Annotated in this window: 15 protein-coding genes and 3 tRNA genes; 6 read left to right on the top strand and 12 right to left on the bottom strand. The window is 73.9% G+C overall.

From position 1 onward, the window contains the following. Positions 1–18 precede the first annotated feature (18 nt). The 3 genes from EV376_RS06160 (at position 19) to EV376_RS06170 (ending at position 2,498) form a co-directional block, all read left to right on the top strand. Positions 19–819, top strand: a complete 801-nt coding sequence (locus EV376_RS06160) for a class I SAM-dependent methyltransferase (RefSeq protein ID WP_130321172.1) — start codon at positions 19–21, stop codon at positions 817–819. 81 nt (positions 820–900) lie between these two features. After that, positions 901–1,758, top strand: coding sequence for a 3-hydroxyacyl-CoA dehydrogenase family protein (locus tag EV376_RS06165; RefSeq protein WP_130328537.1), 858 nt, complete (start codon positions 901–903; stop codon positions 1,756–1,758). Then, positions 1,755–2,498 (top strand): enoyl-CoA hydratase/isomerase family protein, encoded by a 744-nt coding sequence (locus EV376_RS06170; RefSeq protein ID WP_130321173.1) that lies wholly within the window; start codon positions 1,755–1,757, stop codon positions 2,496–2,498. The genes EV376_RS06165 and EV376_RS06170 overlap by 4 nt, the downstream gene beginning before the upstream one ends. 51 nt (positions 2,499–2,549) lie before the next feature. On the opposite strand, the gene EV376_RS06175 is transcribed toward EV376_RS06170, so the two are convergent. Next, entirely contained in the window at positions 2,550–3,899 is a 1,350-nt protein-coding gene (locus tag EV376_RS06175) for an ABC transporter substrate-binding protein (protein WP_130321174.1), read from the bottom strand. Positions 3,900–4,055: 156 nt separating this feature from the next. Between EV376_RS06175 and EV376_RS06180 the strand changes: the two genes are divergently transcribed. Beyond that, entirely contained in the window at positions 4,056–4,445 is a 390-nt protein-coding gene (locus tag EV376_RS06180) for a hypothetical protein (protein WP_130321175.1), read from the top strand. 59 nt (positions 4,446–4,504) lie between these two features. Then, positions 4,505–5,209, top strand: a complete 705-nt coding sequence (locus tag EV376_RS06185) for a DUF2786 domain-containing protein (protein ID WP_130321176.1) — start codon at positions 4,505–4,507, stop codon at positions 5,207–5,209. Positions 5,210–5,228: 19 nt separating this feature from the next. Here EV376_RS06185 and EV376_RS06190 read toward each other — a convergent pair whose 3' ends face one another. Further along, entirely contained in the window at positions 5,229–5,747 is a 519-nt protein-coding gene (locus EV376_RS06190; RefSeq protein ID WP_130321177.1) for an SRPBCC family protein, read from the bottom strand. Positions 5,748–6,008: 261 nt separating this feature from the next. On the opposite strand from EV376_RS06190, the gene EV376_RS06195 reads away from it, so the two are divergent. Further along, positions 6,009–6,953, top strand: coding sequence for a hypothetical protein (locus tag EV376_RS06195; RefSeq protein WP_130321178.1), 945 nt, complete (start codon positions 6,009–6,011; stop codon positions 6,951–6,953). Between the two features lie 23 nt (positions 6,954–6,976). On the opposite strand, the gene EV376_RS06200 is transcribed toward EV376_RS06195, so the two are convergent. The 10 genes from EV376_RS06200 to crtI form a co-directional block, all read right to left on the bottom strand. Then, the gene (locus EV376_RS06200) at positions 6,977–7,312 is read right to left on the bottom strand and encodes a YnfA family protein (RefSeq protein WP_130321179.1); all 336 of its coding nucleotides are present in this window, start codon (positions 7,310–7,312) and stop codon (positions 6,977–6,979) included. 70 nt (positions 7,313–7,382) lie between these two features. After that, positions 7,383–7,910: a YetF domain-containing protein gene (locus EV376_RS06205; protein WP_130321180.1), complete on the bottom strand. Its 528-nt coding sequence runs from the start codon at positions 7,908–7,910 to the stop codon at positions 7,383–7,385. A 55-nt stretch (positions 7,911–7,965) separates the two neighbouring features. After that, the gene (locus EV376_RS06210; RefSeq protein WP_130321181.1) at positions 7,966–9,237 is read right to left on the bottom strand and encodes a low temperature requirement protein A; all 1,272 of its coding nucleotides are present in this window, start codon (positions 9,235–9,237) and stop codon (positions 7,966–7,968) included. A gap of 149 nt (positions 9,238–9,386) precedes the next feature. Next, positions 9,387–9,460: transfer RNA gene (locus EV376_RS06215), tRNA-Phe, on the bottom strand. Positions 9,461–9,557: 97 nt separating this feature from the next. After that, a tRNA-Asp gene (locus tag EV376_RS06220) sits at positions 9,558–9,634 on the bottom strand. Between the two features lie 25 nt (positions 9,635–9,659). Beyond that, positions 9,660–9,732: transfer RNA gene (locus EV376_RS06225), tRNA-Glu, on the bottom strand. Positions 9,733–9,874: 142 nt separating this feature from the next. Beyond that, complete coding sequence (locus EV376_RS06230; protein ID WP_130321182.1) at positions 9,875–10,672, bottom strand: polysaccharide deacetylase family protein; 798 nt, start codon at positions 10,670–10,672, stop codon at positions 9,875–9,877. Between the two features lie 129 nt (positions 10,673–10,801). Then, positions 10,802–11,746, bottom strand: coding sequence for a MerR family transcriptional regulator (locus tag EV376_RS06235; RefSeq protein WP_130321183.1), 945 nt, complete (start codon positions 11,744–11,746; stop codon positions 10,802–10,804). Continuing rightward, positions 11,736–12,335, bottom strand: a complete 600-nt coding sequence (idi, locus tag EV376_RS06240; protein WP_130321184.1) for an isopentenyl-diphosphate Delta-isomerase — start codon at positions 12,333–12,335, stop codon at positions 11,736–11,738. Before idi ends, EV376_RS06235 begins: the two co-directional genes overlap by 11 nt. Further along, complete coding sequence (gene crtI, locus EV376_RS06245) at positions 12,332–13,813, bottom strand: phytoene desaturase family protein (protein ID WP_130321185.1); 1,482 nt, start codon at positions 13,811–13,813, stop codon at positions 12,332–12,334. Before crtI ends, idi begins: the two co-directional genes overlap by 4 nt. Positions 13,814–13,841 lie beyond the last annotated feature (28 nt).

Here is a 13,841-nt window from a genome sequence, read left to right on the forward strand (position 1 = left end):
AGGACCTACGGTGAGGGCATGATCGGCGAGCCACGCACCGGCGACGCGTACGGAGAGATGCTGCGCGACGCGCTCGCCGTGGCCACCGGTGTCGGACCCCGGCCACTCGTGGGTGGCCGGCTGCCCCGCCCGGTCATCGAGATCATCGAACGCGACGACGGCCTGATCAACGGTGCTCCGGCGGCGCACTACCTGGACGGGCCCGAGCACTGGCAGCCGTACGACCACCGGGCCGTCGACCGGGCGCGGGGCGACACGCTGGACATCGGCGTGGGGGCGGGTCGCATCGCGCTGCTGCTCCAGGAGCGCGGCGTACCGGTCACCGGGCTGGACACGTCCCCGGGCGCGCTCGACGTGTGCCGCCGCCGGGGCGTCCGCGACCTGGTGCACGCCACCGTCGACGCGCACGCCGCCGACGGGCGGCGTTACGACACCTTCCTGCTGCTCGGCAACAACCTCGGGCTGATCGAGGGGCACGACCGGGCCCCCGGGTTCCTCGCCGCGCTGGCCGCGCTCGCCCGTCCCGGTGCCCAGGTGATCGCCCACGGGACCGATCCGTACGGCACCCGCGACCCGGCGCACACCACGTACCACGAGCGCAACCGCAGCCGGGGACGCCTCGGCGGGCAGTTGCGGCTGCGGCTGCGCTACCGGGACCTCGGCACGCCCTGGTTCGACTACCTGGTCTGCTCCCCGGAGGAGCTGGCCGCGCTGGTCCACGGGAGCCCCTGGCGGCTGGTCGACGTGGACGACCGGGACGCCCCGTACTACCTCGCGACCCTGCGGCTGCGCGGGAGCGGACGCGGCCAGGGGCGTTGACAAGGGCCTCTTCCCTCGCCGCGGGCGTCCGGCAGGGGGCGTTCCCCCACCCGCTAGGGTCCCCGCATGAGCGACTGGAGGATGAGCGACCGCTTTGTGGTCGTCGGCGCCGGCACGATGGGTCTCGGGATCGCGTACGTGGCCGCCGGTGCCGGATACGACGTGGACCTGGTCGAGGTCGACCGGGCCCGGGGTGAGGCCGCGACGGCACGCCTCGGCGAGCTGTGGGACCGGGCCGTGAGCCGCGGCCGGCTGACCGCCGAGCAGGCCGGCGGCAACCGGGCCCGGGTGCGCCTGCGGGGGGCGCTCGCCGAGGTCGCCGAGGGCCCGGACGTGCTGGTGGAGGCCGTGCCGGAACGGGCCGACCTCAAGCGGTCGGTGCTGCGGGAGGCCGAGGCGCTCGGCCCCGCGCTGCTCGGCAGCAACACGTCGAGCATCGCCATCGCCGAGCTGGCCGACGGGCTGGCCCGGCCGGAGCGCTTCCTCGGGCTGCATTTCTTCAACCCGGTCTGGGCGATGGCACTGCTCGAGGTCGTGGTCGGCCCGGGCACCGCACCGGAGACCACCGACGCGGCGGTCGCGCTCGCCGGCCGGCTGGGCAAGGACCCTGTCGTCGTACGCGACATGCCCGGCTTCGCCACCTCCCGGCTGGGTGTGACGCTCGGCCTGGAGGCGATCCGGATGGTCGCCGACGGCGTCGCGAGCCCGGCCGACATCGACAAGGCGATGGTGCTCGGGTACCGGCATCCGATCGGTCCGCTGGAGCTCACCGACCTGGTCGGGCTGGACGTCCGGCTCGACATCGCGGGTACCCTCCAGGCCGCCTACGGTGACCGTTTCGCGCCGCCGCCGCTGCTGGCCGAGATGGTCGCCGCCGGCCGGCTGGGCAAGAAGTCCGGGGAGGGCTTCTACCGCTGGGTGAACGGGGTCAAGGCGTGACCGGGCTGCGGATCGAGGAGCACGCCGACCGGGTGGTGGCGACGCTGGACCGCCCGGAGAAGCGCAACGCCATCGACGCCGACCTGGTCCGCGAGCTGCATGAGCTGTGCGCCCAACTGGAGGCCCGGCCGCGGCTGCTGCTGCTCACCGGCGGCGCCGACGGCATCTTCGCCGGGGGCGCCGACATCGGGCAGCTCCGCGAACGCGGGCGGCTGGACGCGCTCGCCGCGATCAACTCGGCCGCGTTCGCCCGGATCCGCGCGCTGCCGATGCCGACCGTGGCGGCCGTCGACGGGCCGGCGCTGGGCGGGGGCGCCGAGCTGGCGTACGCGTGCGACCTCCGGGTCTGCACCGCCCGTGCCGTCTTCGGCCAGCCCGAGGTGCGCCTCGGCATCCTGGCCGGCGCCGGAGCGACCCACCGGCTGCCGGCCCTGGTCGGTGAGGCCCGGGCCAAGGAGCTGCTCTTCACCGGCCGGCGGGTGGACGCCGAGGAGGCGCTGCGGATCGGTCTGGTCAACCGGGTGGTCCCCGAGCCGGCCGAGCTGCTGCCGGCGGCCCACGACCTGATCGACGAGATGGCGAAGGGCTCCGCCCTGGCGCTGCGGCTCACCAAGCTGGCCGTGGACGCACCGGCCGCCGCCCACCCGCACCTGGACCTGGTCAGCCAGGCGGTGCTCTTCGAGGACGAGGAGAAGCACCGGCGGATGACGGAGTTCCTGGAGCGCCGCCGCCGGCCCTGAACCGGAAACGGCCGTACCGGGCTCCCGGTGCGGCCGTTCCCGTTCGGCGGCTCAGTTCCGCAGTTCCACCCCGGAGTCGGCGAGGGCGCGGATCACCGCGGCCGACTCACCGAACCCGATGATCAGGACGGCTTCCGCCTTGAACGCCTTGATCTCCTGGGCGCCGGAGGTGAAGTCGACCGGATTCGCCTCGGCGTCCTCCGGCGGGTCGTACGTGAGCAGCTTCAGCCGGTCGGCGCTGATGCCGGCCTTCTCCAGCTCGGCCCGGACGATGTTCTGCAGGCCCTCGCCGTAGGAGTCCTTGCGGGCCACGATCGCGATCTTCTGCGGGCCGTCCCGCAGGATGACGTCGGCCAGCGCCCGGCCCTGCAGGCTGTCCGGCGGGGCGGTGCGGAAGTACAGGCCCTTGTCGTCCAGCTGGGTGAGGCTCGCGTCGGTGTTCGACGGGGAGAACAGGATCAGCCCGGCATTCACCACGTCGGGCAGCACCGCCCGGGAGATGCCCGAGCCGCCGGCGCCGATGATGACGTTCACCCCGGCCCCGACGTGGCTCGCCACGGTGGCCTTGGCGACCGCCGGGTTGGTGCCGTCGTCGCCGTCGATCCAGGTGACCGGGTCGCCGAGGACGCCGCCAGCGGCGTTGATCTCGTTGAGCGCGAGCGCGACGCCGGCCGCCATCGGCGGGTAGGCCAGCGCGAGGTCACCGGTCTTCGGCAGCAGGCCGCCCAGCACCAGCGGCGAGCCGTCGGCGCGGTCGGCCGCGCCCTTGCCCTGCTTCTTCGGCTTCGGAGGGGTCGCGGTGCTGGCGGCCGACTCGGTGCCCGCGCCCACGAACTCGGTCTTGCCGTCGTTGATCTGCTGCCCGTCGAAGTGCAGCGCGCCGTAGCTGACCGTGGAGGGCTCGCCCTCGTCGGTGAACCCGGCCCGGGTGATCGAGACGCTGCGGTACTCGATGTCCTGCCCGTTGCGGGCCAGTTGGAGGCAGGCCGCCGCGGTCTCGCAGCGCTGCCCGCCGTTGGTCACGCCGACGATCTGCTTCGCGATGGCCGCCGGGTCCGTGCTGCCGGCGAGCTGCGCGGCGAGCGCGCTGATCATCACCGCGTCATAGGACTCCGCCGCGTAGAGGAAGTCGGTCAGGCGCGGGTCGACGGCCAGCAGCCGATTCTTGAAGTCCTCCGGCAACGGGGTCAACGGGGTCGTTCCCTTCATCCCGTCGACCAGACCGGCGCGATCCCCCAACTCGGCTGGGAACGAGTTGAGCATGTTGCCGTCCGTGCCGTAGAGGCGCACCTGGGTGGTGGTGGACTCCTCGGGCTGGTCGGTCCCGCAGGCGGTGGTGGCGAGCAGGAACGTCGCGCAGGCGGCCAGGGTGGCTGCTCGCGTGGCGCGTGAGATGGGCATGGTCGTCCTTCCCTCCGGCGAAGGTCCGCTGGGCAGAGTAACGTGCCGGGCAATTCGGCGGGACCGTGGCTTCACCTCAATCCGCAGGTAGACCGCTTTGATTACGGAGAGTAATGCTGAGCGGGTCGCTTGACGGGCGGTCCTACCGTGCCCTGCGTGACCGAATCACCACAGCAGACGCACGACGACGCCGCGGCGGTGCTGCGCTCGGCGCTGGCCGGTGACGGCGATGGGGTCTGCGGCACCTTCGACGCCGTCGTCGACCGGTCCGGCCTCGCCGGGGCGTACGGGGTCGCGTGGTGTCTCGCGGCCACGATGGTGGGCGAGCCAGGGGCCTCCGGCACGTGCACGCTCGACTTCCCCGGCATCGACGAGGCCGGCTACGACACGCGCTGGGTGGCCCGGTTCGTCAGCGCGTACGCCAACTCCGACACCGCCACCGGCGCGGCGTTGTTCGGTGCCGCGGCGGCCGACGGGTTGCTGCCCGACTGTCTGCTGACGCTGGCCGGTTCGACGGTCGCGACCCTGCGCAGCCGTGCCGGATAGACCACGCGGCTCCCGGTCGGTCGCCCGGTGGCGCGCGCTCGCGTGATAGGCCTGTGCGCATGTCCGAGGCGATGCTCAGCAAGGTCCGCAAGCTTCTGGCGCAGGCCGAGGACCCGGCCTGCACGCCGGCCGAGTCGGCGGCGTTCACCGCCAAGGCGACCGAGCTGATCGCCCGCTACGGCGTCGACCGGGCACTGCTGGCCGCCCGTGACCCGGCCACCGACCCGGTCGGCGACCGGGTGGTCGAGGTCGTCGCCCCGTACGCCCGGGACAAGGCCGGGCTGCTCGCGGCCGTCGCGGATCCGCTGCGCTGCCGGTGCGTCCGCCGGCGCCTGGGCAGCGGCTTCGCGATGCACCTGTTCGGCTTCGCGAGCGACCTCGAACGCGTCGACCTGCTCTTCACCTCGCTGCTCGTGCAGGCCGCCCACGGTATCGCCGGCACGCCCGTCCCGGCGGACGAGCACCCGGCCGCGTTCCGTCGCTCGTGGCTGGCCGGCTTCGCGCAGGTCGTCGGTACGCGGCTGCGCACGGCGGAGGCGGACGCGGCGGCCGACTCGGGTGGGCCGTCCGTCGCCCTGGTCCTCGCCGACCGGTCCGACCGGGTGCAGCGCCGGCTCGCCGAGGTCTATCCGCGGCTGCGGACGGCCCCGCCACGCCGGCTGGCGGGCACCGGGTTCGGCTCCGGCGCCGCGGCCGGCAATCGGGCGGACCTCGGCGGTCAGGGAGTCACCACCCGCTCCGGGCGATTGGGTCTGGGGCGCTGAACTCCGGCGCCGCCCGGGTTCAGCCGGTGGCGCGCTTCGCCACCACGCTGGCGTAGCGGGAGAGCAGTTCGTGCCACCCGGCGGTGAGCGCCTGGCGGTAGCCCTCCGCCGCCTCACCGTGGCGGTCGAAGTGCCGGTGCTCCACCTCGACCCGGGTCCGGCCCGGCCCGTCGGGTTGGAACAGCACCTCGACCTCGCTCGCCCGGGCCGGATCGGGCACCGGCGCGCGGTCGGCGCCGATCTGCCAGGTGAACACGAGCCGTCGGGGCGGGTCCCAGGTGAGCACCCGACCCCAGTCGTTGCGGAAACCGTACGGGCCGATCTCGTAGAGCAAGCCGCCCGCCCTGGGTTCCATGCCCAGTTCGGTGAGGAGCCCCGGGCCCGACCAGGTGTACTCCGTGACCCACCAGTCGGTCATCGCACCGGTGAAAACCTGGAACGCCTGTTCGGTCGAGGCGGGAACGAGGAGGGTGCTGCGGAGCGAGAACCGTTCGAGATCCTGCCGGATGTCGGCCGGATGAGCCATCCCCTGTCCCATAGGCCCGGACCATACCGGCTGATGCCCGGGTGTGCAGCTTCCCGAGCCTGCCCGGTTCCGGACAACCCGGGCCCCCGTTCCGCGCTGGGAACGATCGACGCTGGTGAGCGGCTCGGCCCGGTGTCGCGCCGGCACCGGACGCGGCTGGCGGCGGAGGCCGGCAGCCGGGATGAACCCGACCCGGTCCGGATGGACGGGCGGAAAGCGGGTAACCGCGCCCGACGGTCGGCGCAGCGGCAGGGGTGGAGCGGGAGCGGAAGCATGAGCGAGAACGGGCAGCAACGGGATCCGGACCGGTCCGGTGCCGGCGCGACGGGCCAGCACGTGAGCGCGGAACCGGCCCGGCGGGACGAGGGCACGGCCCGGCCGGGCGGCGACTCCGAGCCGGACGTCCTGCTCGACGTGCGGGAGGTGTCGGTCGACTCGATCCGGCTCGCGGTGGACGGCCTGGACGCCGACCTCTCCCTGCGCGCGCGGCTGGCCAACCTGCTCCAGATCGACGCCGGTGTCCGGGTCCACCTCCAGGGGGTCGAGCTGGACATCACCGGGGTGCACGCCGAGGCGTTGCTGAAGGTGCGCCTGGCGAAGCTGGTGCAGATCCTCGACCGGGCCCTCGGCACGATCGACCACAATCCGCAGATCATCGAGGCGCTGGGGCGTACCACGGGTGACGCGATCGACGACGTGAACCGGTCGGCGCAGCAGGTCCGCCGGCAGGGCGACGAGCTGTCGGCGGCGGCGCAGCGGATCACCGACGCCACGGCCGAGGGTGCCCGCGCCGGACAGGAACGCGGGGGCGGGTCGCCGGCGCGCAGCCGCGGGTCGGACGCCGGTGGCGCAACCGACGAACTGGGCCAGCAGGTGGGTGCGATCGGGACGGCGGCCGACCGGCCCGCCGGGCGGGCCGGCGGAACCGGTGGCGGCGGGGAGGCCGGAGCCGCCGAGCGGACGCGTGGGCGGGCCGAGGAGATGGCCGGTCCGGACGGCCCGGCGAAGGCCGGCCAGGAGGCCGGCAAGCCTGACGAGGAGCGGGGCGGGCGGACCGACGCCGGCGCGGAGGAAGAAGGGCCCGAGGCGCGCGGCGAACGGCCCGCGAGCCCCATCCAGCTGGCCGAGCAGGCGGGCGAGACGCTGCGGCAGGCCGGCCGCAGCGTGTGGGAGGCGATCCAGGGCGGTATCGCCGCCCACCGCGACCCGGAACGGTGATCCTGCCGGGGGCGGTGCCGGTGTCAGGTGCCGCGCGGGGCGTACATGATGACGGCGACGCCGACGAGGCAGATGACCGCTCCGACGATGTCGTAGCGGTCCGGGCGGAAGCGGTCGACGACCATTCCCCAGGCCAGCGAGCCGGCGACGAAGACACCCCCGTACGCGGCCAGGATGCGGCCGAAGTTGGGGTCGGGCTGGAAGGTGGCGACGAAGCCGTAGAGCCCGAGCGCGATCACTCCCGCCGCGACCCAGAGCAGCCCCCGGTTCTCCCGCCAGCCCTGCCACACCAGCCACGCGCCACCGATCTCGGCGAGCGCGGCGAGCAGGAACAGCAGGATCGAGCGGGCGACCGTCATGCGTCGGACCGTACCGTGGCGCTCATCGCCGGCCCGCCGACGGACGGGGCGGCGCGCTCTCGTCCGGGACTCACCCCAGGCGCGCCGGATGGCCGGCCGGCTCGTCGACGTCCGCGTCGTCACCGCGCAGGACGCTGACCATCCCGTTCGGTTCCAGGTACGCCCGGCGTACGTGGGCCACGTCCTCGATCCCGTGCAGGCGGAGTTGGCTGAGCACCTCGTCGTAGGTCATGAACTCCCGGCGCATCACCGCCCGGTTCAGCCGGCCGTCCTCGATCAGTACGCGGGGTCGCGCCTTCAGCAGCACCGCCAACCGTGGCCAGCGGTAGACCACCGCGTCCAGGGCGACGCTCCAGAACAGAATCGTGACGACCAGCGCCAGGCCGTCCACGATCGCGATCGAGTCGGCGGTCATCCCGCCGGCGGCAGCCTGGGCGACCAGCACGATCAGCAGTACGTCGGTGAGACCCAGTCCGCCGGCCTCGCGCTGGCCCACCACACGGAGCAGGGCGAGCAGGACCAGGAACGTCACCGTGCCCCGGATGAAGATCTCCAGCGGTGGCTGGCTCAGCGCGAACAGCTCGCCCCAGTCAGGCATGGCCGGGACCTACCCGTGCCGGAATCGCCCAAACTGGGTAGGTGGGGAGCAGTCGTCAATCCGGTCGGCCGTGCGGGCGCCACAGCCAGGTCGCGTTGCCGTCCGCCGGCTTCGGCTGCTCCCCCGGGCGACGAGCGGCTTGCCGGGTGTCGGCAACCGCGATGCCGAACAGGACGACCGCGGCGGTCGCCGCCGGGACCAGCGGCGGTGCGGACAGCAGCGGCGGGCCGGCGGCGAGCATGACGGCGATTCCCACCCAGCGCCGGGGCGAGATCCGGGCGAAGACGGCCCGCTCCAGGGCGGCCCGGCCCAGCAGGAAGCCGGCGGGGCCGCCGAGCATCATGGCCAGCCACGCCGGGTAGCTGTGCCCGACCGGGCGGCTCTGGACGATGCCGTGCCCGATCGAGGTGGCGACGATTCCGGCGATCATCACCACGTGGGCGGAGCCGGCGAAGCGGCCCACCTGTGCCGGATCGCGGTCGGTGGCGACCGCGTCGGCCAGCAGCAGTCCCGCTCGGTGGAAGTAGGTCCGCCAGAGCAGCACCGCGGTCAGGAAGGCAACGAGCAGGCCGAGGATCTCGGTGGCGGTGACCCGATTTCGCCCGATGGCGAAGGTGGCGCCGACCGACAGGAGCGTCTCCCCGAGCGCGAGGAGCAGCAGCTGCTGATATCGCTCGGCCATGTGGTGGGGCCGGACCGCCCAGGCCGTGGCCCGCTGCCGCCCGCGACCGGGAATCGGCCAGCCCAGCCGGGCCGAGCCGAACTCGACGACCACCGCTACGGCCCACAGCGACAGCTGCGCGTCGCCGCCGGCCAGCGCGCCGGCCACCCAGAACACCGCCGCCAGGCCGAACCACGCCAGGCTCCGGTGGTACACGCTCGCCAGCGGGTGCGTCTTGAGGACCCAGCCGAGGAACAGGACCCGGGCGGTCTGGGCGAACACGTACGACATGGCGAAGACGAGCGCCCCGCCATCGAAGGCGTTCGTCAAGCTCGTGCCCATCACCAGCAGGGCGAACGCGGTCAGCAGGACCGACGACTGGGTGCCCGGGGCAGTCGGATCGAGCCGCGCGGTGATGTACGCCGTGATCGTCCACGCCCAGACCAGCGCCGCGAGCAGCAGCAGAATCCGCGCGACCGAGATCCACCGGATGGTGGAGTCCGGGGTGCCGGCGCCCTGCACCGCGAAGGCGACCAGCCGGTTGAGCGCGAACACCATGATCAGGTCGAAGAACAGCTCCACGTAGCTGGTCTGCTGCGCGGTCTCCCTGCTGCGCAGCAGCCCGACCGCCGGGCCGCGGCCAAACCACCTGGGATCTGTCGGCACTCCCTCATGGCAGCCGACGCCGGCCTGCGGCGCAGCGGAACCGGCAATCCGCACGGCTGCCCGCCGCGGCGGGGATTCCGGGGCGCAAAGCGAAGCGCCGACCGGCGTTTCCGCTGGTCGGCGCTGCTGTAGCCCGGCGAAAGGCTATGTGGCCAGGGGCGGGGTCGAACCGCCGACCTTCCGATTTTCAGTCGGACGCTCGTACCAACTGAGCTACCTGGCCGTGCTCGGCCCATGCTACCCGGCCCCCGGGATCACCGCAGACCAGGGTCACATGCACCGATACGCAGAACGCCGCGCGGGTGGCGCGGCGTCAGCGCTGGCGGTCCTGACGGGACTTGAACCCGCGACCTCCGCCTTGACAGGGCGGCGAGCACTCCGACTGCTCCACAGGACCCAGCTCTCCGGCCGAAACCGGACCGTGCCCCCAACGGGATTCGAACCCGTGCTACCGCCTTGAAAGGGCGGCGTCCTGGGCCGCTAGACGATGAGGGCGGCCCCGCCATCATTGCACATTCGCAACTTCAAGCGGACTTGCTCCCATCCGGCCCCGCCGGAGGCTTGGAAAGCATACGTGATGCCGTACCGGTCGACCAAACCGGTATGGCTGGAGCCACACGGCACCGGAAAACCGCAGCTAGGCGAGGCGGACGACCCCGTACCGGCGCTTCAGATCGGTGATCAACGCGGGGCAGGCGGCCAGGGTCGCCGCGCGGTCGCCACCCCCGTCGTGCAGCAGGACGACCGCGCCCGGCCGGGCCGCGCTGCTTACCCGCTTGCTGATCGTCTCGGCCGGCGGCTTGCCCCAGTCCCGGGGGTCGACCGTCCAGTGCAGCGACCGCATTCCGAGCTGCTTGGCGACCTTCACCACCTCGGGCGTCCACCGCCCACCGGGCTGCCGGTAGAACGAGATCTTCGCTCCGGGGACGGCCGCCCGGATCGCGGCGTTGGTGCGCTGGAGATCCGCCCGGATCTCGCTGACCGGCCGCCGCCCCAGGTCGACGTCGTGGCGCCAGCTGTGGTTGCAGAGCTGGTGCCCCTCCCGGACGATCCGGCGGACCAGCTCCGGGTGGCGGCGTGCCTGCGTACCGACGACGCAGAACGTGGCCGGAACGCGGGCCGCGCGCAGCCGGTCGAGCACCTGCGGGGTCCAGGTCGGGTCGGGACCGTCGTCGAAGGTGAGCGCGACGCCGCCGACGCCGGTCGTGCGGCGCAGGCCGGCGGGCAGCGTGGTCGGGACCGGCCGGAGTGGCGGGGCCTTGGGGGTGCCGCGGGTCGGTTGCGGCGTCGCGGCCGGGCTCGGCTCGGCCGGAAGGGTGCCGGACGGCACAGGGGTGGGGCCGTCGGTGGCCCGCAGTCGCCGGGCCTCCCCGCCGCAGCCGCCGAGGAGGACGACCAGGGCGAGACCGGACGCGAGGAGGGCGCGCAGGCGCATCGTTCGCTCCCGAGAGGGGGTCGGGGTCGACGGACCTCCCGGAGGCTACGTGACGGCTCCGGCGGTCGACACCCTCGCGGGATCTGCCTCACATCTGCGCACTGTCGTCGTCACCCTCGGTGAGGCGGCTCATTCGCGGGCCGGCCGGTCCAGGGAGTCGCGGACGGCCACGGCCAGCGAGACCGCCTCGGTGAGGTCGACCGGCCGCACCACCCCGGCGGGGAGGGTGTCGGCACCCCAACCGGGACCGGCGGCGAGCACCAGCAGCGGCCGGCGCGGAGCCGCGAGCAGGGCGGCGAGCTGCGCGGGATCGGCGGTGAGGCTGCTGTGCGACCACACCACGACGGCCGCCGGCGCGGTGCGGTTGACCGCCTCCAGCAGTGCCCGCACGGGTACCCGGGCGCCGAGCATCCGGTAGGCGATCCCGATCTCGGCCAGCGCCGCGCCGAGCGCCTCCAGTGGCAGGCTGTGCTGCTCCTCGTCGGCGCAGGAGAGCAGGATGCGCGGCGCGCGGGCGGGCGCGTGGGCCCGGGCCACCGCGGCGAACGCCTCCGAAACGCACCGGGACACCAGGTGCTCGACCTCGATCAGACCCGCCGTCGCGGCGTGCCGTTCGCCGATCCCGGCGAGCACCGGCCGGAGCAGCCCGTCCCAGGCGGCGACGACCCCCTCGGCCTGGATGGTGCGGCCGATCGTCTCGTTGATCACGACCGAGTCCAGCCGCATGGCGGCGCGGGCCAGTCCACGGGCGCCCGGCCCGGCCCGGCCCACCGGGATCGTCGCGCCCCCGCCACCACGAGCGCCTCCGACCTGCGGCCGGGCTTCCGTCTCGCGGGGCGTGGCCGCCGGTGCCTGGCGGGCCCAGCGGGCCGCCTCGGCCGGTGTGACCCCCTGGGCGGTGAGCCGCCGCATTATCTCCAGGCGGGCGAGGTCGGCCGGCGTGTACCGGCGATGGTGCCCGGCGACGTGCTCGCTCGGCCCGAGACCGTAGCGCTGGTGCCAGGTGCGCAGGGTCGTCACCGCGACGCCCAGCCGCCGGGCGACCGCGCCCGCGCTCAGCGCCTCATCGGTCACCCGGCCGCTCCGCGGCGTCGTCGGTCGCCGCTGCGGACCGGAGCGCGCCGGGACCGGCCGGACGCAGCAGGCGGTTCACCACCCCGCCGAGCCACGGGGCGTACGCGGACGGGTCGGCGTCGAGCTCCGCCACGAGTTCGGTCGGGTCCACCCAGCGCAGCTCGGCGACCTCGGCCGGGTCCGGGTGCAGCGGAGTGTCGGGCGGGAGGTCGCCGAGCAGGACGTGGTCGTACTCGAACTCGACCCGCCCGGTGGCCGGATCCTCGGCGTAGTAGACGTACACCCCGATCTCGGTCAGCTCGACCGGTCCGACGCCCAACTCCTCCGCGAGCCGGGCGTTGGCGGCGACCGCCGGCGACTCGCCGGGCGGCGGGTGGCCGCAGCACGAGTTGGCCCAACGCAGCGGGAAGCGGGTCTTCACCGCCGCCCGGCGCTGCAGCAGCAGCCGGCCGGCCGGATCGACGAGCAGCACCGAGAACGCCCGGTGCAGGCGCCCGGGTGGCTGGTGCGCGGCCGACACGGTGGTCTGGCCGGTCGCCCGACCGGCGTCGTCGACCAGCTCCACCAGGTGGGCTTCACGGGCGGTCACGGGCGGCCTCCGGTCACGCGTGCGGCGGCGAGCTTGCCGGAGATCAGCACCATCGGCACCCCGACGCCGGGTTGGGTGCCCGAGCCGACGAAGACCACGTTGGCCAGGCCGCGGTGCAGGGTGGGCGGGCGGAACGGGCCGGTCTGGAAGAGGCTGTGCGCGGAGGCGAACGGCGTGCCGGCGGCCATGCCCTGCGCCGCCCAGTCGGCGGGGGTGACCGTCCGCAGCACCTCGATGCCGTCCCGGAAACCCAGGTAACCGCGCTCCTCCAGCGTCCCGACCAGTTGCTCGGCGTAGCGGTCGGCGAGCCCGCCCCGCCAGTCGAACGGCGCCCGGTCGAGGTTGGGCGCCGGGGCCAGCACGTAGTAGGTGTGCCGGCCGGCGGGCGCGACCGACGGGTCCGTCCGGCTCGGGTTGGTGACCAGCAGCGAGGGATCGCTCATCAGCTCGCCGCGCCGGATGACCTCGTCGAAGGTGCCGCGCCACGACCGTCCGAAGTGGATGTTGTGATGGGCGATCTTGCGGTAGCCCTGCGTCGACCCGACGTGCAGGACGACGCAGGACGGGGAGTAGGTGAGCCGGCGGCGGCGCGTCGGCGGGAGCAGGTCGCGGTACGCCACCGGTAGGTCCGGGTTGAGCACCACCACGTCGGCCGGGACGAACTCCCCGTCGGCGGTCCGCACGCCGGTGGCGCGGTCGGCGGCGGTCTCCACCCGGGTCACGGTGGTCCCGTACCGGATCTGCACGCCGTGCTTCTCGGCTGCGCCGGCCATCGCCCGCGAGACGGCGTGGATGCCCCCGCGCGGGAAGTACACCCCGGCCACCGAGTCGAGGTACGCGATGACCGTGTAGATGGCGAGCGCGTCGTGCGGTGCGAGCCCGGCGTACATTGCCTGGAAGGAGAAGACGCGCTGGGTGCGCGGGTCCCGGAAGAACTGGTCGATCTTCGTCTGGAACCGCCGGAACGCACCGTTCGCGAGCAGTTTCAGCAGGTTGCCGGTGAGCAGGTCGGTCGGCGCGTCCAGGTTGCGCTCGATGAAGTCGGTGCGCTCGAGTCGCCACAGCTCGCGGGCGTACTCGACGAAGCGGAGGTAGCCGTCGGCCTCGCGGGGCCCGCAGACCTTCGCGATCTCGGCGGCCATCCGGGTCGTGTCGGTGATGACGTCCAGGGTGGAGCCGTCCGGGTAGTAGGCCCGGTAGGCGGGGTCGAGCGGGGTCAGGTCGAGCCAGTCGGCCAGCTCCTCGCCGACTGCGCCGAGCGCCTCGGCGATCAGGTCGGGCATGGTCAGCACCGTGGGCCCGGTGTCGAACTCGTACCCGTCGACGCCGAGCCGGCCGGCCCGCCCGCCCGGCACCGGTTCGCGCTCCAGCACCGTCACCTGCCGGCCGCTGCCGGCCAGGTGCAGCGCGCAGGCCAGCCCGCCGAGCCCCGCGCCGACGACGACCACGCGGTCCGTACGCCCGTTCACGGTGCGCACGCGACCACCTCCTTGTGTGCGAGGTTGC

The organism is Micromonospora sp. CNZ295, assembly GCF_004217535.1.

What these genes read in the sequence shown, in the direction of transcription:
- EV376_RS06165 (WP_130328537.1), top strand. Translation starts at nt 901, where the DNA reads ATGAGCGACCGCTTTGTGGTCGTCGGCGCCGGCACGATGGGTCTCGGG.
- EV376_RS06205 (WP_130321180.1), bottom strand. Translation starts at nt 7,910, where the DNA reads ATGCCTGACTGGGGCGAGCTGTTCGCGCTGAGCCAGCCACCGCTGGAG.
- EV376_RS06190 (WP_130321177.1), bottom strand. Translation starts at nt 5,747, where the DNA reads ATGGGACAGGGGATGGCTCATCCGGCCGACATCCGGCAGGATCTCGAA.
- EV376_RS06185 (WP_130321176.1), top strand. Translation starts at nt 4,505, where the DNA reads ATGTCCGAGGCGATGCTCAGCAAGGTCCGCAAGCTTCTGGCGCAGGCC.
- EV376_RS06175 (WP_130321174.1), bottom strand. Translation starts at nt 3,899, where the DNA reads ATGCCCATCTCACGCGCCACGCGAGCAGCCACCCTGGCCGCCTGCGCG.
- EV376_RS06200 (WP_130321179.1), bottom strand. Translation starts at nt 7,312, where the DNA reads ATGACGGTCGCCCGCTCGATCCTGCTGTTCCTGCTCGCCGCGCTCGCC.
- EV376_RS06230 (WP_130321182.1), bottom strand. Translation starts at nt 10,672, where the DNA reads ATGCGCCTGCGCGCCCTCCTCGCGTCCGGTCTCGCCCTGGTCGTCCTC.
- EV376_RS06160 (WP_130321172.1), top strand. Translation starts at nt 19, where the DNA reads ATGATCGGCGAGCCACGCACCGGCGACGCGTACGGAGAGATGCTGCGC.
- EV376_RS06195 (WP_130321178.1), top strand. Translation starts at nt 6,009, where the DNA reads ATGAGCGAGAACGGGCAGCAACGGGATCCGGACCGGTCCGGTGCCGGC.